This is a genomic window from Agrobacterium sp. 16-2014-1-2a, from assembly GCF_053522705.1.
Map to the genome: position 1 here is coordinate 276809 of NZ_JBNWBX010000002.1, position 22699 is coordinate 299507.

22 protein-coding genes are annotated in these 22699 nt (G+C 58.1%); 13 read left to right on the plus strand and 9 right to left on the minus strand.

Annotated elements, in window-relative coordinates; all coding sequences use genetic code 11:
- Nucleotides 1-104: 104 nt before the first annotated feature.
- Entirely contained in the window at nt 105-1049 is a 945-nt protein-coding gene (locus ACQZ45_RS10190; protein ID WP_065659135.1) for an HD-GYP domain-containing protein, read from the plus strand.
- A gap of 71 nt (nt 1050-1120) precedes the next feature.
- On the opposite strand, the gene ACQZ45_RS10195 is transcribed toward ACQZ45_RS10190, so the two are convergent.
- On the minus strand, nt 1121-3310 hold the full coding sequence (locus ACQZ45_RS10195) for an anthranilate synthase (protein WP_003513614.1): 2190 nt from the start codon (nt 3308-3310) through the stop codon (nt 1121-1123).
- A 282-nt stretch (nt 3311-3592) separates the two neighbouring features.
- Here ACQZ45_RS10195 and ACQZ45_RS10200 point away from each other — a divergent pair, with 282 nt between their 5' ends.
- Nucleotides 3593-4489 carry an extensin family protein gene (locus ACQZ45_RS10200; RefSeq protein ID WP_113292398.1) on the plus strand — a complete coding sequence of 299 codons (897 nt, stop codon included), beginning with the start codon at nt 3593-3595 and terminating at the stop codon, nt 4487-4489.
- Nucleotides 4490-4544: 55 nt separating this feature from the next.
- On the opposite strand, the gene ACQZ45_RS10205 is transcribed toward ACQZ45_RS10200, so the two are convergent.
- Nucleotides 4545-6785 (minus strand): TonB-dependent hemoglobin/transferrin/lactoferrin family receptor, encoded by a 2241-nt coding sequence (locus ACQZ45_RS10205; RefSeq protein WP_003513609.1) that lies wholly within the window; start codon nt 6783-6785, stop codon nt 4545-4547.
- A 359-nt stretch (nt 6786-7144) separates the two neighbouring features.
- On the opposite strand from ACQZ45_RS10205, the gene ACQZ45_RS10210 reads away from it, so the two are divergent.
- Both ACQZ45_RS10210 and ACQZ45_RS10215 read left to right on the plus strand, forming a co-directional pair.
- A complete protein-coding gene (locus ACQZ45_RS10210; RefSeq protein ID WP_013636634.1) occupies nt 7145-7666 on the plus strand; it encodes a TIGR00645 family protein in 522 nt (173 codons plus the stop codon).
- Between the two features lie 100 nt (nt 7667-7766).
- Nucleotides 7767-8483: a helix-turn-helix transcriptional regulator gene (locus ACQZ45_RS10215; protein ID WP_013636633.1), complete on the plus strand. Its 717-nt coding sequence runs from the start codon at nt 7767-7769 to the stop codon at nt 8481-8483.
- A 26-nt stretch (nt 8484-8509) separates the two neighbouring features.
- Here the strand turns inward: ACQZ45_RS10215 and ACQZ45_RS10220 are convergent, their stop codons facing one another.
- From ACQZ45_RS10220 to ACQZ45_RS10230, 3 genes are all read right to left on the minus strand, one after another.
- Nucleotides 8510-9667, minus strand: a complete 1158-nt coding sequence (locus ACQZ45_RS10220; RefSeq protein ID WP_013636632.1) for a DUF2333 family protein — start codon at nt 9665-9667, stop codon at nt 8510-8512.
- A gap of 238 nt (nt 9668-9905) precedes the next feature.
- Nucleotides 9906-10358, minus strand: a complete 453-nt coding sequence (locus ACQZ45_RS10225) for a pseudoazurin (RefSeq protein WP_003513601.1) — start codon at nt 10356-10358, stop codon at nt 9906-9908.
- A gap of 115 nt (nt 10359-10473) precedes the next feature.
- On the minus strand, nt 10474-11055 hold the full coding sequence (locus ACQZ45_RS10230; RefSeq protein ID WP_003513599.1) for a thymidine kinase: 582 nt from the start codon (nt 11053-11055) through the stop codon (nt 10474-10476).
- Between the two features lie 287 nt (nt 11056-11342).
- Here ACQZ45_RS10230 and ACQZ45_RS10235 point away from each other — a divergent pair, with 287 nt between their 5' ends.
- From ACQZ45_RS10235 to ACQZ45_RS10250, 4 genes are all read left to right on the plus strand, one after another.
- Complete coding sequence (locus ACQZ45_RS10235) at nt 11343-12245, plus strand: choline ABC transporter substrate-binding protein (protein ID WP_233283658.1); 903 nt, start codon at nt 11343-11345, stop codon at nt 12243-12245.
- A gap of 293 nt (nt 12246-12538) precedes the next feature.
- A complete protein-coding gene (choW, locus tag ACQZ45_RS10240) occupies nt 12539-13390 on the plus strand; it encodes a choline ABC transporter permease subunit (protein WP_003513593.1) in 852 nt (283 codons plus the stop codon).
- Nucleotides 13387-14433: a choline ABC transporter ATP-binding protein gene (gene choV, locus ACQZ45_RS10245; RefSeq protein ID WP_003513591.1), complete on the plus strand. Its 1047-nt coding sequence runs from the start codon at nt 13387-13389 to the stop codon at nt 14431-14433. The genes choW and choV overlap by 4 nt, the downstream gene beginning before the upstream one ends.
- A gap of 522 nt (nt 14434-14955) precedes the next feature.
- Complete coding sequence (locus tag ACQZ45_RS10250) at nt 14956-15279, plus strand: ArsR/SmtB family transcription factor (RefSeq protein WP_003513586.1); 324 nt, start codon at nt 14956-14958, stop codon at nt 15277-15279.
- 120 nt (nt 15280-15399) lie between these two features.
- Here ACQZ45_RS10250 and ACQZ45_RS10255 read toward each other — a convergent pair whose 3' ends face one another.
- Entirely contained in the window at nt 15400-16575 is a 1176-nt protein-coding gene (locus ACQZ45_RS10255; RefSeq protein WP_111790660.1) for a DUF3095 domain-containing protein, read from the minus strand.
- Nucleotides 16576-16862: 287 nt separating this feature from the next.
- Between ACQZ45_RS10255 and ACQZ45_RS10260 the strand changes: the two genes are divergently transcribed.
- From ACQZ45_RS10260 to queF, 4 genes are all read left to right on the plus strand, one after another.
- Nucleotides 16863-17969 (plus strand): branched-chain amino acid ABC transporter substrate-binding protein, encoded by a 1107-nt coding sequence (locus tag ACQZ45_RS10260; RefSeq protein WP_013636629.1) that lies wholly within the window; start codon nt 16863-16865, stop codon nt 17967-17969.
- A gap of 69 nt (nt 17970-18038) precedes the next feature.
- Complete coding sequence (locus ACQZ45_RS10265) at nt 18039-18467, plus strand: glyoxalase superfamily protein (RefSeq protein WP_013636628.1); 429 nt, start codon at nt 18039-18041, stop codon at nt 18465-18467.
- A gap of 156 nt (nt 18468-18623) precedes the next feature.
- A complete protein-coding gene (locus ACQZ45_RS10270) occupies nt 18624-19526 on the plus strand; it encodes a cation diffusion facilitator family transporter (protein ID WP_065702295.1) in 903 nt (300 codons plus the stop codon).
- 17 nt (nt 19527-19543) lie between these two features.
- Nucleotides 19544-20008 carry a preQ(1) synthase gene (gene queF / locus ACQZ45_RS10275; RefSeq protein WP_013636627.1) on the plus strand — a complete coding sequence of 155 codons (465 nt, stop codon included), beginning with the start codon at nt 19544-19546 and terminating at the stop codon, nt 20006-20008.
- 25 nt (nt 20009-20033) lie between these two features.
- Here queF and ACQZ45_RS10280 read toward each other — a convergent pair whose 3' ends face one another.
- Nucleotides 20034-20789, minus strand: coding sequence for a DUF2076 domain-containing protein (locus ACQZ45_RS10280; RefSeq protein WP_113292397.1), 756 nt, complete (start codon nt 20787-20789; stop codon nt 20034-20036).
- A 100-nt stretch (nt 20790-20889) separates the two neighbouring features.
- Entirely contained in the window at nt 20890-21480 is a 591-nt protein-coding gene (locus ACQZ45_RS10285) for a HupE/UreJ family protein (protein ID WP_003513569.1), read from the minus strand.
- A 233-nt stretch (nt 21481-21713) separates the two neighbouring features.
- Between ACQZ45_RS10285 and ACQZ45_RS10290 the strand changes: the two genes are divergently transcribed.
- Nucleotides 21714-22295: an ATP-dependent Clp protease proteolytic subunit gene (locus ACQZ45_RS10290; RefSeq protein WP_003513567.1), complete on the plus strand. Its 582-nt coding sequence runs from the start codon at nt 21714-21716 to the stop codon at nt 22293-22295.
- 116 nt (nt 22296-22411) lie between these two features.
- On the opposite strand, the gene ACQZ45_RS10295 is transcribed toward ACQZ45_RS10290, so the two are convergent.
- Nucleotides 22412-22660, minus strand: coding sequence for a pentapeptide MXKDX repeat protein (locus tag ACQZ45_RS10295; RefSeq protein ID WP_003513561.1), 249 nt, complete (start codon nt 22658-22660; stop codon nt 22412-22414).
- Nucleotides 22661-22699: the final 39 nt, after the last annotated feature.

The following is a 22699-nucleotide window of genomic DNA, read 5'->3' on the forward strand; positions in this document are numbered from 1 at the left end:
TAGGAATGCGTAACTTACCCTTGCAGGGATACCGGTTGGTTCCGGTCTTTTCAGCAATTGCCAGCGGAGGTTACCATTCCCGGGAAGGAAAATAAAAGCGTCTGATGCTCAAACGAATTTCTACCCAGCAATTGACGGTTGGCATGTTTATCGAAGCGGTCGAGGGAGCGCTTTCGAACAGCGGATTTTTGCAGCGATATCGATTTCTTCTGCGCCATGAAGAGTTGATGCGTCAATTGAAATTGAGCGGCGCTGAAAGCATCATCATCAATACGGCCAAGGGAAACGATATCGAGGGTAGGCCGTACTCTGGAACCGTCCCGCCGCGATTAAACAATGGCCCCGAAACCATGGCTGCCATCACCCATGCCGTGCGCTCCGCCGCCGATGCCATTGCCGAGACATTTGCCGTTGCCGAAGCCGGTGGCTGCGTGTCGCTCAAGGGCATGACAGCGGCGGCCGGCAAGATTTCCGATGCGGTCCAGTCGAACCCGGCGATTTTCATCGGCGTTACCCGGTTGAAGTCGAAGGACGAGACGACCTTCGTGCATTCGGTTTCCGTCAGCGGGTTGATGATCCATTTTGGCAATTATCTCGGGCTGGACAAGGAAACGGTCGATCTGCTCGGCATCAGCGGCCTGCTGCACGATATCGGCAAGGTGGAAATTCCTTCGTCGATCCTCAACAAGGCGGAAGGTTTAAGCGCCACCGAGCGGGAAATCATCAATCTTCATCCAACGTTTGGCCGGGATATCTTGTCGCGCAACGAGCAGATGCCGGCCATGGTTCTGGATGTCTGCTTCAATCATCACGAGCGCATTGATGGCGGCGGTTATCCCAGCGGCTGCGCCGGAAACGAGATCAGTCTTCACGCGCGCATTGCGGCGATCTGCGATGTCTATGACGCCGTAACCTCGGTTCGGCCCTACAAGAAGCCTTGGACGGCAAACGAAGCGCTGACGTGGATGTTGCGCCGGGAAGGCCACTTCGACATGCAACTTTTGAAGAAATTCGCGCTGTGCATTTCCACATCGCTGCCGCGTAGTTAGGCAGCACCTCGAAGTCGCGCTGTTTGAGGCCTGCCCGGCGGCGCCGAAGTGACGCCGCCGATGCAGGATGTTTACGCTGCCTTGGTTTTCGCCTTGCGGGTCAGATGCACCACGACGTTCTCGATCATGCGCATGCCGGCATCCTGGCCGAGAGTCATGATCGATTCCGGGTGGAACTGAACGGCGGCTACCGGTTCCTTGGCGTGTTCGATGCCCATGATCGTGCCGTCTTCACTTTCAGCGGTGATGATGAAATCACGCGGAAGGGTGGAAGGGTCGGCGAAGATCGAATGGTAGCGACCGACGGTCACTTCCTTGCCGAGACCGGAGAAGACCAGGCCTGGCTCCAGCACGCGGATGCGTGAGGGCTTGCCGTGCATTGGTACCGCAAGTTGGCGAAGTTCGCCGCCATAGGCTTCCGCCAGAGCCTGAAGACCGAGGCACACGCCGAAGATCGGCAACTCGCGGGCGCGGGCGGCCTTGATCGTCGCCTTGCAGTCGAAATCCGTCGGGCTGCCCGGTCCGGGCGAAAGCACGACGAGATCGGGCTGGAAGCGGTCGAAGACCTCCGCTGCGACCGGCGTTCTGACGGTGGAAACCGTGGCGCCCGTCTGGCGGAAATAATTCGCCAGCGTGTGCACGAAACTGTCTTCGTGATCGACCAGCAGGATCTTGACGCCGGTGCCTACCTTGGCGGCATCGCGCTTGGTGGCGGCCGAGTTTGTGGCTTTTGCATCGCGAATGGCCGCGATCATGGCGGATGCCTTCAGTTCGGTTTCGGCTTCTTCTTCCTGCGGATTGGAATCATTGAGAAGCGTCGCACCGGCGCGGACTTCCGCGATGCCATCCTTGATACGGATGGTGCGCAGCGTAAGCCCGGTATTCATGTCGCCGTTGAAACCGACCATGCCGATTGCGCCGCCATACCAGGCGCGCGGGCTCTTTTCATGGCTTTCAATGAAGCGCATGGCCCAGAGCTTCGGTGCGCCGGTGACGGTGACGGCCCAGGCGTGGCTGAGGAAGCCATCGAAGGCATCCATGTCGTCGCGCAGACGGCCCTCGATGTGGTCGACCGTGTGGATGAGGCGCGAATACATCTCGATCTGGCGGCGGCCGATGACCTTCACCGAACCCGGCTCGCAGACGCGGCTCTTGTCGTTGCGGTCCACGTCCGAGCACATGGTCAGTTCGGACTCGTCCTTTTTCGAATTCAGCAGCTTCAGGATCTGCTCGCTGTCGGCAATCGGGTCGTCGCCACGCTTGATGGTGCCTGAAATCGGGCAGGTCTCAATGCGACGGCCGGAGACTCGCACGAACATTTCCGGCGAAGCACCGACCAGATATTCCTGATGACCGAGATTGATGAAGAATGAATAGGGCGAGGGGTTGATCGCCTTCAGGCGGCGGGAGATCGCCGATGGATTGCTTTCGCAGCGCTCCATGAACTTCTGGCCGGGAACGACCTCGAACAGATCGCCGCGTCGGAAGCTTTCCTTGGCCTTCACCACCAGCTCGGAATATTCGCCGGGACGGTGATCGCCCTTGGGCGGGATCGTGTCGGTGGTCTTGAAGGGATCGGGCGCGATCTCTGAGGACTTGCCGTCCGTCGTTACACCGTCCTTCTCGAAATCGTAACGGTCGATCCAGGCCTTGGCGGAATAATGGTCCACGACGAGAATTTCGTCGGGCAGATACAGCACCATGTCGCGCTGGTCTTCCGGGCGCGCGAGCGAAAGCTTGATCGCGTCGAACTGGAAAGCGAGATCGTAACCGAAGGCGCCGAACAGGCCGATGGCCGAATCCGCATTCGAATAGAACAGGTCGACGATGGCGCGCAGCGCCGTAAAGACGGTCGGGATTTTCGAGCGTTCTTCTTCTGTAAAGACGCGGTCCGGCTCGTTGACCGTGAGGTCGAGACGGCGGACGGAGGATGCGCCAAGCGTCAGATCGGGCGTCGCTTTCAGCTTTTCGGTGATGAAGTCGAGCAGTACTTCGCCGCGGCCGTTATAGGCTTCGATCCACATCTGGCGACCGAAGCAGGAAATGCCGAGCGGCGGATCGATGATGGCCGTATCCCAGCGCGTGTAGCGGCCCGGATATTCGTAGTTGGACGAGAAAACCGCGCCGCGATGGGCATCGAGCTTTTCGATGTAGTTGTCGATGGCGCTGGCATATTCGGCGGCGCGACGCTTTCGGCTGACCTTTATGCCGCCTTTCGTCTCGTAGGTTTCCGCTCCGTCATCCTGAATGATCGTTACCATTTCTTTCGCACTTCCCGTTTTTCAGGCCCGATGACAGGCGGCAGAATAACAAAAAAGCCGCCTGAAAATTCGGGCGGCTTGGACTTTGTCTGAAGACATGACTGGTCAAGGCCGCGTAAAGCTGCTCCACCACCAGTTAGCAATGTTCATAGACACGATGTTCATGGGAAAATTGTTAGCCTGCACAATTCGCCTTGGCAAGCGGATTCCGGCGACGGAATGAACCTTACCGGCGCGAGTTGCGTTCCTGTCCTGCCGAAACAGTCAGGAGTGCCCCGGAAAATGCTTCATCGCCTGTGTCTTCTGATGACGAGTCTCGCCCTTATTTCCGCTTCCGAACCGCCGCCACAGGTGCCGGTGCCACAGCCGAAGCCTGGCGAACAGCAAGCACCTGCCACAACGGAAAAGCCGGCCGATAAGGGCGCGCAAACGCCCGAAGACACACCGAAGCCGACCCCCAAGCCGCAACCGCCTGAAGAAGGAAAATCCGACGCGGAAGGGAAGGGTGCCGAGGACAAGAAGAAAGATGACAAGGGGCAAAACGGCGGCGAGACGGTAACTCCGGCTGTCGAAGCAACGAAACCCGAGGAAAAACCGCCGGAGCCTGTGAAGTCGGAAGACCCGGCAGAGCTTCAGGCCTGCCTTGGCGCATTGAAGGAAATCGGCGCGGAATTCAAAGAGCTCGAGCCGATCCGCGACGACGAGCAGGGGTGCGGTATCGAAGCGCCGATCGAGCTTTCCGTGGTGCTGCCGGGCATCAAGCTTGAACCATCTGGCACCATGCGCTGCGAAACGGCCCTTGCGCTATCGCGCTGGACAAAGGAGATGATGCTGCCGGCTGCGGCTCTCGCCCTGCCGGACAAAAAGGTAACGGCGATTGCCAATGCCTCGACCTATATTTGCCGCAACCGCAACAGTGCCGAAACCGGCAAGATTTCCGAACATGCCAAGGGCAATGCTGTCGATATTTCCACCATTTCCTTTGACAAGGGCGATCCGCTGGTGATGAAGCCGCGCGGCGAGGATGGAACGGTGGAAGGTGCCTTCCAGCGGACGATCACAGCCGCCGCCTGCCTGTTCTTCCGAACCGTTCTTTCCCCCGGCAGCGACGCGACCCATCAGGATCACCTGCATCTCGACGTGCTGGAGCGAAAGGGAGGTTATCTCTACTGCCGCTGATAAAAAGGGGGCGACCCCAAGGCCGCCCCGACTGGAGATGATGTTCCGACCGGGTTCAGAATTTCTGGGTCAGAGAGATTTTGAAGGTGCGTCCCGCTTCCGTATAGAAGTCGACAGGCTGGTTGACGGTGCTGACGGCATTGGGGTTGACGTCACGGACGCCGACGGCGTTCCAGTATTGCTTGTCGAACAGGTTGTAGACGCCGGCCTGAATACGCAGGCCCTTGGTCTGTTCCGGTTCCCACCAGCCGGTCAGGTTGAAGATGCCGTAACCGGGTGCGTCGTAGGTTGTGGCCACCTTGTCGTCACGCATATGCGAGGAGAAGATGCCGGTGAATTCCGTGCCCCATGTCTCCTGTGCGTAGCCGACGCCGAGGACGGACTTGAACGGCGCCACCGTGCGGATGAATTCGTTGCTGTCTGTGTCTTTGCCATAAGCATAAGCAAGCGACGCATGGGCGAAGAAGCCGTTTGCGAGTTCCTTGCGGACCTTGGCTTCCACTCCGGAGATTTCAACATTGTTGCGGTTGCGATAGGTAAAGAGCGATCCGTTGCCCCTGCCGCCGAAGCCGGGGAACAGCGTCGTCGAGGTCGTGTATTGCTCGATGAAGTTCTTGTACTTGTTGTGGAACAGCGTCAGGCTCCCCGTCAGATCGCCGGATGCGTAATTGGCGCCGATTTCAAAGCCGTTGCTGGTTTCGGGGTTGAGTGCGGAGTTGCCGACCACGGCATAACCCGAGCTGATATTCGAGAAGTTCAGATAAAGCTCGTTGATGGTCGGAGCGCGATAGGCCATCGACCATTGTGCGAAGAGCTGCAATTCCGGTGTCACGTCGTATGTCGCGAGCAGCTTCGGCGAGAAGCGCGAACCGCTATTGCCGCTTGGCAGGCCAAAGGTGTTGTAACCGCTGTTGCTGGATACCGAGCCATCCGGATCGTAATCGTAGGAATCGAAGCGCAGTCCGGGGGTCAGCCTGAAACCGTTTCCAAACGCGATTTCGTCATCGAGATAGAGGCCAAGGCTCTTGCCGCTCACGTCAGGCATGTCCGACTGTGACGATGAGGTCACTCCGCCTGTGTTGGCATAAAGTGCCTGGCTGAAATCGGTTGTCATGGCGTTGCCGCCGAAGCGCACGGTGTGCTGCACGCCGCCGAGTTCGAAACCGGATTCAAGGCCGCCGACGATGCCGAAAGCGCTGTTGCGCATGCTGTCTTCGCGGATATAGAGCGAGTTGTTGGTCAGCCGGTTGCCAGCGCCGGATTCCTTGGAGAGGCGCGTCCAGTAGAGCGACAGATTGGCTGCATCGATCAGGCTGTCTGTCGACGGCGCTTCATATTCGTAATCAAGCGATACGCGGTCGCGCTCCGTATCCTCGTAGCCGCTGTAGTCGCCAATACGGTAAGTCGATCCCGATACGCTGACGCCTTGCAGGGTTCGCATGTCGCTGCGATCTCGCAATGAATAACGCTCGGCCGTAAGTCCGATGCGGTGGCCGCCTTCCAGATCCTGGCGGATCTTGAACATCAGGTTGCTTTCGTAGGTATCTGCCGGGTTGGGCTTGGTGCGGCGGGTTCCGTAGATATCGGCGAAGCCCTTATTGTCCGTTTCGTTGCCGCGCTTGTAGGAGCCCTGGAACAGAACCGAGGTGTTTTCGATCTTCTTTGCAACGGCGAGCGATCCGCCGACGCTTCTGTCCTCGCTGTCATAGGTGGTCTTGGCAACACCGCCCCAGTCCTTGCCTTCACCGATCAGGTCTTCCGGCTCAAGCGTGCGCAGAACGAGTGCGCCGCCAAGGGCGCCGGAACCGATGCGGCTGGAATCGGCGCCGCGTACAACGTCAACCGTGGAAAGCGATGAAAAATCAAAGCTCGAACTGGTATCACTCAGGGTCGTCGTGGCCTGTCCCTGACGGGCGAAATTGTTGAAGTAGGGAACGGGAATATTGTCGATCAGGGTCACGACACGGGCGCCGCCCAGACCGCGAATGAACAGGCCGCCGGGCCTGCCGGGCTTGGCATCCACATAATCGACACCCGGCTCGGTGGAGTTTCCGAGGTCCTTGATGCTGCCGATGTCTTTCTTCCTGATGTCTTCCGCCGTCGTCTGGCTTGCAAGCGGTGTGTCGGCGGCTGCATTCGCGCTTTTGACGCGCTTGCCCTTGACCACGATCTTCTCCAGCGTGGTGGTGTCGTTCGTCTGCGAAGCGGCATCCTGCGATTGCGCAGGTCCGGCAAAGGGCAGAAGAGACATGGCAGTGCACAAAAACAGCGCCGAATGTGTGCGCGAGATGGACATTAAATACCCCCGGATAAGGCGTGCGCAGAAGCTATGGCGCGCAAAAACGCGCCGCGCTTGCTGTCGCGGCTGAAACTGTTTTGATTTGTTACGGGCAAGCCGATTGCTGAGGACTAAAAAACATGATCATAACTGTCAACATATTATATATGACTTTTATCATCATGTTTTAAAGCATAACGGTGCGTGGCAAAAATGTGACGCCCCGTGAGACTGCATCCGGACCGGTGGAGAGGCGCGAAAATGCCGGGTTCCGGCCAAAGTCCCGACATTGACGCTTGCTAGGATATTCGCAGCCAGTTTAGATGGCGGAAGAATGCATGCTCCAACAATATACAAAAAAGTAATCGGATACGGAAATGAAGTCACTTGAACTGCTCGTCGAGCGGATCATTCTCTCCAGCCGCTGGCTGCTCGTCGTGTTTTATCTCGGGCTCGTCGCGGCGCTGGCGGTTTATGCATTTTCCTTCGTGCTGAAATTCCTGAAGGTCGCCAAAAACGTTTTCACTTACGACGAATCGGACATGATCCTCGCCATGCTCGGGCTGATCGATGCGGCGCTGGTCGCGAGCCTTATCGTCATGGTGATGATTTCCGGCTACGAGAATTTCGTCAGCCGTTTCGATGAGGCGGATGACGAGGTTTCGTTTCTGGGCAAGCTTGATGCCGGCAGCCTGAAAATCAAGGTCGCATCGTCGATTGTGGCGATTTCGTCGATCCACCTGCTACAGATATTCCTCAACGCCAGTCAGTATACGGATAGCCAGTTGATGTGGTTCACCATCATCCATCTGGCCTTTGTCGTCTCGGCGGTCATGCTCGGTTTCCTGGAGAAACTGATGGCCAAGCCGAAGGATAAACCCGAAAAACCGGCACTTTAGTCAAGGTGGTCCGTCCGATATGAAGGTTGCAACACTGTTTGCCCATGCCGCCTGGTCGTCGCTTCTGGGTGTCCTGCGCCCACCGCCGGGTGGCGCCTGAATGCCAAAGACGGAGCGCCAGGCCAGACTTTGCCGCGACCTTTCGGCTGCCATTGACAGACCCCAATGGCTGGCGGCGCTGCAGCAGGTGATGCAGGCGTTCAGTTATTCCTACGTGACGTTGCTGAAGCTGCCGAGCATTCGCAATGCCTATGCCCTGCCGATAGTGGTGGAAAGCAGCCTGCCGGTGTGGGTGGTGAATGCGATGACCCGGGACGGTGAACTTGCAGATTGTCCCGTCATAAAGCGCGGCGCTTCATCGATGATGCCGCAATACTGGTCTCTTGACGATAAGGACATCAACTGCGGCTCGCTGCTGGAAGTCTCAACCCTGCTGCGCGGCATGGGCATCACCTCCGGTCTTCTGGTGCCGGTGAACGGCATGGACGGAAACCGGCATCTGATGAATTTCGCAGGCGATTGCGATGTCCTGTCGCAGGGTTCGCTAAACGAGCTGTGCATGATCGCCCTTCACGCCCTGGAGGCCTATGACCGGCTTTGTCGTGCAGGCTCAAAACTCCCCTCACCACTGACGAAGCGGGAACTCGACGTGGTTCGCTGGACTGCGCAGGGCAAGACCTCCGTGGAGATTGCCGAGCTACTGTCCATCTCGGAGCACACCGTCAATACCTATATGAACAACGCCATTCGCAAGCTGGATTGCGTCAACCGCGCGCAGCTGGTGGCCAAGACAATACGCCTTGGCCTGATAAGCTGATTTTCATGCCGGTCCAAGCCGTTGACTTACCTGTCGAGAACGGAGCGGAGCTCGACGAGGTTGGAGCGAACGCGCAGAACATAAAATCCCATGGTGGCAAGGTGCGAGGGCATGATCCAACCGCTTTCGTCGCCGTTGGAAATGATCGCCGGCTGGATGCGTAGCGCCGCACGGGTCTGTCCCAGGGTGTCGTTCCAGAGATTGGTCAGATTGCGTTCGCGAATAACCTGCGCGAAGTCCGATCCGGCTGCTGATAGCACGCCGTAATAACCATAGAGCTGGCCATAGGCGAACCAGAAACGGTCGTCCGCGCGAGTGTCGAACCAGCCGCCATTATAGTTTTCCGAACGCTCGCGCAGAATGGCCGATGTCGAGCCGATATCGCCGGCAATGCGGTCGATGAACTGGATGAGGTTATCGGCGCGGGTATCGAAGACGGCCTTGCAGGCGGTGAGTTCACCGTTAAATGCCTGGAAGCTGCGGATGGCGGCGCGATAGTAGCTCGGTGTCGGTGTTTTGGGGCCAAACGGATCGAGGCCGAAATACCAGGAATATTCGCTGAACTGCATGTTCCCGCGCGCTTCCTGGAGATTGTTGTTAATACCGGATGTTCCACGAACGCGACCGAGCGTATCCACCAGTTCCACCGCGGTGCGGCGCACCGCCTGGTTCACGCCGCGCTGGAAGGACGCCTTGTTGTCCAGAAATGGCGTGCTGTCCCAGTCCATGCCGAAAAGGCCGAGACGATAGAGCAGCATGGAGGAAATCCATGCATTCTGATTGACGTTGAAATCGGTGAGATCGGCGGCGGCATCGACGATAGCCGAGCGCTGGCATACCGGTGCGGAGGTGTTTGCGGCAGCACCGGTGGCGCCGGCGGCGGCCGTGGGTGTCGCAGCCGGCAATTCCTGCCCGGGCGGCACCGTGCGTTCGGCAAGCTTGTAACGGGAAATATAATCCGGGTCGAAATTCGTCCAGACCTGCGTTTGCCAGAAGAAGTATCCGTAAAAGCCGGCCAGAAGGATGAGCACCAGAGCGATCGGACCCTTGATGATCCAGTTGCGGTCGCGGTACCAGCCGTGGGCGGCCATGAAAGGCCACAGAAGCCAGGCGACGACCAGACCGGCGGCCTTGCCGATGGCGTTGAAGGCTGCCTGAATCAAAGCGGTTATCCGGTCGATCATGTCGTCATAGTCTCCTCTGCCCGTGGGGCTGAACGCCGGAAGGAACAACCGCGGTTCGGCCATGCGCCTTTTGGCGCTTCGCAACAACCGCGGTCGTTTACTGTCTTCCAGATATGTCCCTACCCACCGGGATACAACATGATTGCGAAACTTTTCTCAACCTGCGGTCCGCGCGGGTCGTTCCCGTGTTCCGGAACTACGCGTGGAGCATGTATCGCCTGGACAAGGTGACAGGCGGTTACAGACCGAGCTTGGCAATTTCGGCGTCCAGCCGCTCCCGCGCCTTTTTCGGCAGCTTGCCGGTCTTTATGGCATCGAGATTGGCCGGTGCGGCATCGCCGACCACAACGAGGGCGACCATGCCCATGCCGAGATGCGGCGTGCATTTGACGACGTATGCGCCGTCCTTCTCGACAGTCAGTTTCACCGTCTCGTTCATCTTGCCCTTGAAGTCCGCAACGCCCTCGGGAAGCATTTCCTTGACGGCAGCCGCATCATGACCCTTGTCGACGGGCACGAAGGAAATGACGTCGCCGACAGCTGCCTTGACGGTTGCCGGTTCAAAGACCATCGCCTGGCCATCGCTGCCCTTGTTGAGCATCTTCACCTCGATTTCGGCCGACAGGGCGGGAAAGGCAAGGAGGGCAGCAGCGATGGCAAGGCTGGCGACGGTGGCAGTTTTGTTGTGCATATCTTTTGCTCCTGAGAGAAAGCACATCCCACGCGAATGTGTCCGCATGGTCTTAGCGCAGGAGCAGGGGAGCCATCCTTGCGAAAAATCAAATGCGGCAACCGGCCGCAGACGGTCAGTCGCCCTTGACCGTTTCGACCCAGTGGCGGCGGCAGAAGGAGACGTATTTTTCGTTGCCGCCGACATCGATCTGCGCGCCTTCCTTGACCACATTTCCTTCATTGTCGAAACGGGCGACCATCGTCGCCTTGCGGCCGCAATGGCAGATGGTGCGGATTTCGCGAAGCTCGTCGGCAATGGCGAGCAGTTCCCTGGAGGCCGGGAAAAGCTTGCCCTGAAAATCCGTGCGCAGGCCGTAGGCCATCACCGGAATGTTCAACCGGTCGGCAATACCGGCAAGCTGCCAGACATGGTGTTCGGACAGGAAGTTGGCTTCATCGATGAAAACGCAGGCAACGGGCGCTTCGGCATGCAGGGCCTCCACTTCGGAGAAGATATCGGTGTTTGCGTCGAAGGTCCGTGCGTCGGACGACAGGCCGATGCGCGACGCGACCCGGCCGAAGCCGGCCCGGTCGTCAAAGGCGGCCGTGAAAATCAACGTGCGCATGCCGCGCTCGTGATAATTATAGGATGCCTGTAACAACATGGTCGACTTGCCGGCGTTCATCGCCGCATAATTGAAATAGAGTTTTGCCATCGTCCACTCCCTGTACACCTTCGCGTCTTTTGACGGCGAAGGGCCGGGTTGAAAAGTGCCGCAACGGGAAAAACACAGATTTCCGCATCCCGCAGCTGTCCGTATCGCGGACTAAAAAGCCGGAGATTTTCATCGTCGTGTCGCAAACGGCGGGCCAAAGCACGCAAATGCACGCGAGTTGATTGTGTCCGGCAGATATTGATAATGGCAAGGGAACGAAAAAAAGGGAGCAAGCGATGTTTGCAAATAGAAGTCGCTGTCTGGCTTTGGCCGCAGCAATCTCCGTCATGACGTTCAATGCAGCCGGCGCTGCGGAGCCGGCAAGTTGTGGCAAGGTTCGTTTTTCCGATGTGGGCTGGACCGACATCACTGCCACCACAGCGACTGCCACGGTGCTGCTGAAGAGCCTCGGTTATGAAACCGACGTCAAGCTTCTCTCGGTGCCCGTTACCTATACATCCCTGAAAAACAAGGACATCGACGTGTTCCTCGGCAACTGGATGCCGACCATGGAAGGCGATATCGCGCCTTACCGCGACGACAAGTCGGTTGAAACGCTGCGTGAAAACCTGACCGGCGCGAAATACACGCTCGCGACCAATGCCAAGGGTGCTGAACTCGGCATCAAGGATTTCAAGGATATCGCGGCCCATAGCGGCGATCTCGGCGGCAAGATCTACGGCATCGAGCCCGGCAATGACGGCAACCGCCTGATCCTCGACATGGTCGCCAAGGACACCTTCGGGCTGAAGAGTTTCGAGGTGGTCGAATCCTCCGAACAGGGCATGCTGTCGCAGGTTGCCCGCGCGGGGAAATCCGGCGAACCGATCGTGTTCCTCGGCTGGGAACCGCATCCCATGAATACGAATTTCAAGCTGACCTATCTGACCGGCGGTGACGAGGTTTTCGGCCCCAATCTCGGCGGTGCGACGATCTACACCAATGTCCGCAAGGGTTACACCGAGGAATGCCCGAATGTTGGCGTCTTTCTCAAGAACCTGGAATTCTCCCTGCCCATGGAAAACGAGATCATGGGCAAGATCCTGAATGATGGCCTCGAGGGGGAAGCGGCGGCGACTGCCTGGCTGAAGGCCAACCCGGCCGCGATCGAACCCTGGCTTGCCAACGTCAAGACCAAGGATGGCAGCGCTGACGCCTTGCCCGCCGTCAAGAAGGCCTTGGGCCTCTAGGTTGCAGACAACGCATGTATCCGGCCTAAGCTTGTTAACAGGCCGGATACTGCAGGAAATTACGATGTCCTTTGCATGATCTCGGTCCGCGAATTTTTCTCGCATCCGGGGTCACGCGCCATCCCAGTGTCCGGTAATGCTGTTGCCGGCCGTCGTTTCTGCATTAGCGGCATTTCCGGTGAAACGGGATCACCTTCAATGCCTGTTCTTCTTATTTTTTTGCAATTCCGGGCCCAAAACCGTTACGCATTTTTACTGGAATTGCTCTGGTTCACGAAAGGTCTTGTCTTACCGTGGAATGGCTCAGCGCTCCTGAAAACCGCCTGCCCGTCGGCCGATATGCCAAGGAGGCCATTGACTGGCTGACCGGCAATCTCGCTTTTTTCTTCGATTGGCTTTCTTTCATTTTCCAAAGCGTCATTAACGCCCTGCTTTACGTTTTGCAGGCGCCGCATCCGCTGGTCATCGTCGCGATTGTGACGGCTCTTTCAGCCTGGACGAGGCGGTCGGTCGGCATGCCGGTCTTTACGGCGCTTGGTCTGCTGTTCATCATCAATCTCGGGTACTGGAAGGCGACGACGGAAACGCTGGCGCTCGTTCTTGCCTCCAGCGCCGTCTGCATGATCATCGGCATACCGCTTGGAATACTGGCGGCGCGGCGCAAATGGATCTATGCCGGCATGCGCCCGGTGCTGGATTTGATGCAGACCATTCCGACCTTCGTCTATCTCATTCCGGCGCTAGTGCTGTTCGGCCTCGGCATGGTTCCCGGTCTTATCGCCACCGTCATCTTCGCCATTCCCGCGCCCGTGCGCCTGACCCGTCTCGGCATCGTTTCGACGCCGCCGGCGCTGGTGGAAGCGGCCATCGCCTTCGGTGCCACGCCATCGCAGGTTCTGCGCAAGGTGGAGCTTCCCTTCGCTGCGCCGCAGATCATGGCGGGTCTTACCCAGACGATCATGCTTTCGCTTTCGATGGTGGTCATCTCCGCCCTCGTTGGCGCCAACGGCCTGGGGGTGCCGGTGGTACGCGCATTGAACACAGTCAACATCGCCATGGGCTTCGAAGCGGGGTTGTGCATCGTCATATTGGCGATCGTTCTCGACCGACTTTTCCGCCTTCCCGGCACGGAGCATGATCTATGAGTGATGCAATCATCTTCGGAAATGTCGATATCGTCTTCGGCGACCGGCCCGAGGCGGCGCTGGCGCTGATCGACAAGGGCAGCACGCGTGACGAGATCAACGAGCAGACCGGACTGGTCCTCGGCGTTGCGAATGCCTCGCTTTCGGTAAATGAGGGCGAGATACTCGTGCTCATGGGGCTTTCGGGCTCCGGTAAATCGACGCTGCTCAGGGCCGTTAACGGCCTTGCGCCTGTGGTGCGCGGCAATGTCAGCGTGAAGACGGCGTCCGGTTTTGTCGACCCCTATCGGGCGACGGCGAAGGCGCTGCGCGATCTGCGCATGCATACTGTTTCGATGGTCTTCCAGCAATTCGGCCTGCTGCCCTGGCGAAACGTTGCCGACAATGTCGGTTTCGGGCTGGAGCTTTCCGGGACGCCGGAAGCGGAGCGCAAGCGCATGGTGGCCGAGCAGCTTGAGCTGGTGAACCTGTCCGCCTGGGCTGACCGCAAGGTGGGGGAGCTTTCCGGCGGCATGCAGCAGCGCGTGGGACTGGCGCGCGCCTTCGCGACCGGAGCGCCCATTCTCTTAATGGACGAGCCGTTCTCGGCGCTCGACCCGCTCATCAGAAGCCGCCTTCAGGACGAACTTCTGGAGTTCCAGAGCCGGTTGAAGAAAACCATCCTCTTCGTCAGTCACGATCTGGACGAGGCATTCCGCATCGGCAACCGCATCGCCATGATGGAGGGCGGGCGTATCATCCAGTGCGGCACGCCGCAGCAGATCGTCAAGCAACCGGCTACGCAATATGTCGCGGATTTCGTTCAGAACATGAACCCGATTTCCATGTTGACCGCCGCGGACGTGATGAAGCCAGGCGTGGACGAACAAAACGGCCGGTTGAATGTGGCCGCCACCGCCCGTCCGACATCGCCGCTTATCGATATCCTCGATGCGCTCTCGAAACATTCCGGCGCGATCGGTGTTGTCGATAATGGCGCAATTATAGGCACGATTTCCGCAGACGAAATTGTGACAGGCCTCACTCGCCACCGCAAGAAATGAGAAACACTCGCATTGGTCGAGAAAACGAAAGGCCTTCCTCCCCGGAAGGCCTTTTTGTATTACCTAATGCTGGTATAAAGAAAAAGAATACCCAAGACATTATAAGTTATGCATTAAAATAATTACGAATAAAAAGCATATTGCAAACTTTGAGAAAATTGCGCAAAGTAAAACTAGATTCTGTACCTCCTTGCTAAATTTAAGGTGGTGTAAGGTAGTGGTCACGAAGCCAGACATTGGAAGACAAGATTTGTGTGCTCAATTTTTGATTGTTTTTTGCTCCAAATACTACTGAGAATGTAGCAGTTTGTTGCTAAAATGACGAAAAACAGGCGAAAGTCTGAAAATTTGATCAAGATGTCCAGGTAAATGATCAATGAAGAATAGTCTTGGAGGGGGACACGATATAAGCAAGATTTAGGTATATACAACGTATCGACTGAATTATAAAAAACACCTTTTGGACCACCTATAATAGCCACCATGACGGTCTTTCCGACTGTCATCAGGAGACTTGAGCGTATGGATAACCAATCTCTGTCGGAACATAGCATCGCCGCTGCAGACTTGCTCTCAGCGATGGCAAATCCCAAGCGCCTGATGATCTTGTGCACGCTGGTGGATACGGAAGTGCCGGTCGGTGTTCTCGCCTCCCAAGTTGGTCTCAGCCAGTCCGCGCTCTCGCAACATCTTTCGAAATTGCGTGCCCAGCGGCTGGTGAAAACAAGACGGGATGCTCAGACCATCTATTATTCCAGCAATTCCGAATCCGTCAAAAAAATCCTCGCTTCCCTCGAGGAGATTTATTGCCAGGTGCAGAAGAGCAGCAAGACTGCTGCCGCTTGATCTAACGGCCATCCCACGGCCCGGCGGTGCCATTCCGTTGAAACCGGCGCATGACGCCGGTTTTTTCTTTTTTTTGGCGTCTGGCTCGCATGTAATGCGGTGAAAAGTCGCCCGCCCCACTCACGGCGAAGACGCAGCCTGTATCTGTTGCTTTAGCCGGCTTGCCGCAGCCGCATATCCACCGTCGGCACCGTCGACGAAATGCATATGGTCCTTCGAAAGCGGGGAGGGCACGATACAGGTCATCAATGCGGCGTCCTGCTCGTGCAGGCCGAAATAGCAGGTGCCGGAGAGGCGCCCCAGCTCCAGCCGCGCACGGATCTTTTCGAGCCTCTCGGCGTCGATATCAACCGTCATTTTCAGGCCATCGTCGAATTTCCGGAAATCGGTGTTGCTGGCAACCGAGCGCCGATAGCGATCCGCATTAAACCGTCCGAGCGACAATCCCGTCATGCCTAGGAAATTCACGAGGAAGCTCTCACCGAGAATGCGGAGCGAACGGCGCACCTTGCCCCAGCTATCGTGATAGGCCGCACCTGCCCTGGCTTCCAGACCGAGGCCTTCCCGCACGAAGCCCAGTTTCGGCCCATCCTCCGGCACGGGGTGGCCTTGTCTTGCGTCCTGCGTGGCCAGATCGACGAGATCGATGACCAGCTGGCGGAATGCCGGCATATCCAGTGAGGGTCCCGGCATGGCGATGATCGACACCACCTTGCCATGGGTTGCCGGAATGGGGTTCCAGCGGCATGAAAGGCCGGTCAGGTCCGGCCGCCCGCCTGTCGCAACTGCGGGCAGGGCATATTGCCCCTCCTTCATCCGCGCCTCGGCCCAGCTGTTGCCGCCGCCCGAAAACATGGCGTAGGAAACATCCTCGCTTGCCTGAAAGCGCGCGACGCGAACATCGAAGCCGTTGTTGCGTATGTCCTCCACCGGAACAAGCGCCACACGCATCGAAAGGTCGAGATCGTCCTTCACCCAGCGCTGCACGTTCGAAAGGGCGGTGCGCGCAAGGGATATCCCGTTCGGTGGCACCGCAACGGCGGCTCCATCGCCACCGAACACGAAGGGCAGGTCGTGACGCCCGAGGCTGTTCGATATGCCTGAGATGACCGCAGCGCCCGCCATGTTAACGGACTTATATCTGCCGGTGCCGATCGCCCCTGTCGAATCGATGATATCGGCAATTGCCAGCGCCCATCCCGGCGGCAGGGCGCGATAAAGCGCCGGGTCGGCCACGTCTTCGAAATGTCGGAAGACGGGCAGACCCGTCAGAAATTCGTCATCTGCTGTTATCATGCCGCCATTATCCTCCTGCGGCGACCAAACGCCAAGCGTTTACGCCGTTGCGCTCGCCCGTTTCGATGACACGATCGAGGCTGGGCTGACGATAGATTTACCGCGAATAGACCTTATCCAGCAAAGGTGACTTGCATAAGCCATCAAACCTTCCGTATGAGTTGAAATGAAGGCTCGGAATTCAAAAATGGAACGGGTTTTCGCCGGGAGGCGTCCGCGAAGTTTCATTCGGTCGGCGCCCAAGGCGCTCATCGGGGCTGAGACCCCATTTCCAAGGAGACACCAGGATGAAACTGAAGACATTGACCAGCGTGACGCTTGCAGCGTCCTTCGCATTCGCACCGCTTGCCCATGCCGAAATCGTCATCGGCCTGATTGCGCCGCTTACCGGTCCCGTCGCCGCCTATGGCGACCAGGTCAAGAACGGCGCCCAGACGGCAGTCAATGAAATCAACAAGAAGGGCGGCATTCTCGGAGAGCAGGTCGTTCTGAAGCTTGCAGACGATGGCGGCGAGCCGAAGCAGGGTGTGTCGGCTGCAAACCAGCTGGTTGCCGAAGGCATCCATTTCGTCGTCGGTCCGGTTACCTCCGGCGTTGCGATTCCGGCATCGGACGTGTTTGCTGAAAACGGTGTCCTGATGATCACCCCCACGGCGACCTCGCCGGGCCTGACGAACCGTGGCCTTACCAATGTTTTCCGCACTTGCGGTCGGGACGACCAGCAGGCAGAAGTTGCGGCGAAATACGTTCTTGCCAAGCTTAAGGACAAGAAGGTCGCCATCATTCACGACAAGGGCGCTTACGGTAAGGGTCTGGCGGACGCCTTCAAGACCACGCTGAATGCCGGTGGCGTTACCGAAGTTCTCTATGACGCGCTGACACCAGGCGAAAAGGATCTCGGCGCGCTGACGGCCCGCCTCAAGTCTGAAAATGTCGATATCGTCTATTTCGGCGGTTACCATCCGGAAGCCGGTCTTCTGGTGCGTCAGTTGAACGATATCGGCGCCAAGGCTGCCGTTATCGGCGGTGACGGCCTGTCTAACAGCGAGTTCTGGAACATCGGTGCCAAGGCTGGTGAAGGCACGATCTTCACCAACGCCTCCGACGCCCTGAAGAACGCGGATTCCAAGGCTGCTGCCGAAGCTCTAAAGGCCGCCAACATTCCTGCGGAAGCCTTCACCCTTAACGCTTACGCTGCCGTCGAAGTGCTGAAGGCCGGCATCGAGAAGGCTGGAAGCGCAAAGGATTCCGAAGCGGTCATCACGGCTCTGAAGAGCGGTGACGCTTTTGCCACGGCGATCGGCAAGGTCACCTATGGCGAGAGTGGCGACCTGTCGTCGCAGGCTTTCTCGCTCTACAAGTGGCAGGACGGCAAGATCGTCGCAGCCGAATAAGGATAAGGCGTACCGGCCGCATCCGTTGCGGCCGGTACCATCTCCGTCGCCTGACAAGGGGCAAGCAGAATGGGCAGTGACGTGGACGCCCGGGATGCAAGCGCGGCGGGTGGGGAAAACCTTCCTCACATTGGCTTTGCGCGGATATTCCCGATTCTCAGAATTTTCGATGAGGCCAAGGCGCGGGAATTCTATGTTGATTTTCTCGGTTTCAAGGTCGACTGGGAACACCGCTTCGGCGAAAACTTCCCGCTCTACATGCAGGTTTCGCGGGCCGGAATGGGGCTTCACCTCAGCGGCCATCATGGCGACGCGACGCCGGGCTCCAATATCTTCGCCACCATGCACGGCGTGCATGCCTTCCAAAAAGAGCTGGCGGGCAAAGACTACCGCTTCCTGAAGCCTGGTGTCGAGGAATTGCCCTGGGGCGATGTCATGGAAGTCATCGATCCATTCGGCAACCGTATCCGTTTCTGTGAGCAGAAAAGCGAGGGGTGACGTCTTCGACGTGACCTCATGGGTCTTGACCTCGGCTGCGGTTTGAACGATAGGAAGCGCAAATAGCGAACCGCGTGCACGGAGACCCCGTGCGCGCGGTTCGTGCGTTTTGGCGGTCAGTTCTGCAATTCGTTCGCATCCGCACGGGGGCAAAAAATGAACACTGAAGGCAATGCACTGGTAAGGAAGCTCGCATTCTGGGGCATTCCACTTTCTTTCGGCGTGCTTGGCCTCAAGCTCGTGGCCTGGTGGGTCACAGGGTCGGTAGCGCTGCTGTCGGACGGGCTGGAATCGACCGTCAACGTTGTTGCGGCCTTCATTGCCTATTTCGTCATCCGTTATGCGCAGAAGCCCGCAGATGACGATCACCAGTTCGGCCATCACAAGGCGGAATATATCTCGGCTGTCGTCGAGGGCGTGCTGATCGTCGTCGCCGCACTTCTGATCGTGCAGGAAGCCTGGGGTGGTCTCTTCAACCCGAAGCTGCCGGAAGCGCCGGTTCTCGGTCTTGCCATCAACGCGTCAGCGGGCGTCATCAACGCCGTCTGGGCGACAATCCTCATCCGCGTCGGCCGGAAATACGCTTCACCAGCCCTCAAGGCGGATGGTCATCATATCATGTCGGATGTCATAACGTCCGCAGGGGTTCTGGTCGGTCTGGTTCTGGCGCTTCTGACGGGTTACGCCATTCTCGATCCGCTGCTCGCCATTCTGGTGGCCATCAACATCCTGTTCCAGGGATCGAAGGTCATTTTGCATTCGCTCGGCGGGTTGATGGACCGGGCGGTGGAACCGGAAGAAGACGAGGCGATCAAGAAGGCGATCGCCGAAAATTCCGTCGGCATCATCGGCGTGCATGATCTTAGAACCCGCCGCGCCGGTTCGGCCGCCTTCATCGATTTCCACGTCGTTGTTCCCGCCCCGATGACGGTGCGGGAGGCGCATGATATTTGCGACCGCCTTGAAGATGCCATAAGGGAAGTCATACCGGGTGCCAGCCTTGCCATTCACGTCGAGCCGGAAGGCGAAAAGGCGCATGGCGTCAAAGTGATCGTTTGAATAAGCAGGAGTTTTCCATGTCCGTGACGGATGTTTCCAGCCTGTCGCAGCTGGGCGCGAAGGTCGATACGCCAGAGAGCCCGGAAAAGGCCATTCTCGAAAAGGTGCCGAACGGCAATGCCGGTACCGATTACGTGGTGCGGTTCACAGCACCCGAATTCACCTCGCTTTGCCCGATGACCGGACAGCCGGATTTCGCCCATATCGTCATCGACTATATTGCCGGTGATTTTCTGGTGGAATCGAAGTCGCTGAAGCTGTTCCTGCAATCCTTCCGCAACCACGGGGCATTTCACGAGGATTGCTCGGTCTATATCGCCAGGCGGCTGGTGGAACTGTTGCAGCCGAAATGGCTGCGCATCGGCGCTTACTGGTATCCGCGCGGCGGTATTCCGATTGACGTTTTCTGGCAGACCGGACCGGTGCCCGAGGGCGTGTGGTTGCCGGATCAGGGTGTGCCGACCTATCGCGGCCGCGGCTGATCCGGCTTTTCACGGTTGAAAACGTTCAGGCGAACGACCCGTCGTCGCCTTGATCGAAATCGTCATCGGCGCTGTCGTCGTAGTCGGCCTGCTGGACATCGTTACTATTGTCCGGCTGGGAGGAACTGTCGCCGTAGTAGTTGTTGATGACGGTTTCTTCGACCGGTGCATTGTTGCCCAGCGGATTGCCGCCGCCGAATGGCGAGCCAATGCCGAGCGACGATGCGTGGTTGCCGAAAATACCGCTCAGCGAATTGGCGAGCAGCATGCCGCCGGCAACACCTGCAGCAGCGCCGAGCGCACCTTGCAGGAAACCGCCGCCGGACCGTCCGGCTCCTGCGGGTTGCTGGCTCCAGAGGCCACCGGGCTGCTGATCAGGTGCGCGGCCTGCTGGTGAGCCCCAGGGACCGGCTGTCTGGCCTGCGGTATCGTTGCGCCATGATGTCTGGGGCGGTGGCGAGACGGGCGCCGGAGCAGGTGATTGCTGTTGGCCGGTGCCGAAGATCGAACTCAGAAAACCACCCTGTGCGGCTGCTTGCGGGGCCGCATTACCGCTTTCCAGCGCATGGATGCGGTCTTCGAGCTGTTGGATGTGTGCTGCTGCCGCTTCCAGACCCTTTTCCTGAACAATCACCGCCTGGGCGAGATAATAGGGGGCTGCGGGCTGATCGCGCACGGCATCTGCGATCAATATTTCCGCCTCGCGGTCGCGCGGAGTGGCGGATGCGGCTTTTGTCCTGTCGAACAGGGCCTTGAGAAGTTGGCTTTCTTCCGGTGACATATGATGCCTCCTTACCGTGAAGCGGAAATCAACGATAAGGAGGTAGGTCCAAATTCAGGCTTTTCAAAGCGGCCGAAACTTTAAATTTCGGTAATGATCGTCACCCGCCGAAGGCAAGCGAAAGGCCCGCTATTGCCGTCAGCGCGCCGGCGGTACGGCTTGCGGCCGAGCCGAAACGGGCAATTCGCAGGCCAAGCACGATGCCCGCGAGATGCAGGATCGCGGTTGCTATCATGAAACCGATGCCGAATTGCAGGGCGCCGGCGCTGCCGAGTTCACCGCCATGGGCATGGCCGTGGAAAAGGGCAAAAGCGCCGACCACGGCCGCAGCGGCTGCCGTCGGCAGCTTTGCAGCAATCGTGACCAGCAGGCCGAGGCCGATGACGGAGGCCAGGATGGCCGGTTCGACAAACGGAAGGCCGATGCCATAAACGGCCATCAGGAAACCAATGGCCATGGTGCCGACGAAGGCGGCAGGCACGATCCACAGCGCCTTGCGGTCATTCTGCGCCATGGCGATCTGCGATGCCCAGAGACCGACGGCAACCATTGCAAGAATATGATCCGCACCGAAGAAGGGGTGGGAGACGCCAGCCATGAAGGAGCCGTGTTCTTCGGGGTTCAAATGGGCGAAAGCGGGCAGGGCGGTGGCGCCGAGCGCTGCGGCAGCAAGGCTTAGTCTTTTCAGCATGATTCCCTCTTTTGATTATCGCCGCCAGCAAGGGGATCTTGGGATTCCCGCAATCGGCGGCACTGCAATGAGGACCTGACGATACCGCGAACCCGGAGAGGCTGTCCATGCGTCATCTGCCGGGGGCGATGTTTATTGTTGGGGCGCAAACCTTGCCTTTTTTGCTCATTGCCTTACGTAACAAGTCGCACTATGTCCGAAGGGCATGCATGAATTACGCTGGAGAGCCGCTGATGAACGAAGACGAAGACGACAAGAGCAAGGAACTGCCGATCGGCAAGGAAACGGAAGCGAATCTTTTCAAGTCGCGTTCGATCTTCATCTATGGTGGCATCACGCAGGAACTGGCGCAGAAGGTCTGCACGCAGCTCGTGGCACTTGCCGCCGCCAGCGACGACGACATTCGCGTTTACGTCAATTCGCCGGGCGGCCATGTCGAATCGGGTGATTCGATCCATGACATGATCAAGTTCATCAAGCCGAAGGTTTATATCATCGGTACGGGCTGGGTCGCTTCCGCTGGCGCGCTGATCTATGTTTCGGTGCCGAAGGAACGTCGCCTTTGCCTGCCGAACACCCGCTTCCTGCTGCACCAGCCCTCCGGCGGCACGCGCGGCATGGCATCCGACATCGAAATCCAGGCCCGCGAAATCATCAAGATGAACCAGCGCCTGATCAAGATCTTCGCCAAGGCCACCGGCCAGAGCGAAGAAAAGATCGCCAAGGACATCGATCGCGATTACTGGCTCGGCGCTGAAGAAGCCAAGGGCTACGGCCTCGTCGGCAAGATCGTCGAGAGCCAGTCGGAAGTTTAAGGTTTTGATTTTTAGTTGAGAGAGCCCGTGCCGGTGGAAACCGGCACGGGCTTTTTTCATTCAGGCCGGATGATACGTGCCGCTCTCGGTCATGTGCATTGAATGTTCGGCCGGCATCACTTCATCGTGTTGCAGGCCTTCATCATGTCGGCTTTTTTCATCTTGTTCATTTCCATGTCAGCCTTGTGCATGCAGTCCTTTTTGGATGCCATGGACATGTCGCCTTTTTTCATCGTCTGCGTCTTCATGGTGTCGTTGTGCATTTTCGTCATATCGGTCTTCATGCCGTCGGCATGGGCGATGCCTGCGAAAGAAAGAACAGACAGCATGGAAGCGGTGGCGATGGTGGTAAAAATGCGGGTCATGAAAGATCTCCTCTGGACGTCATTAAATGTCCGCCGGCG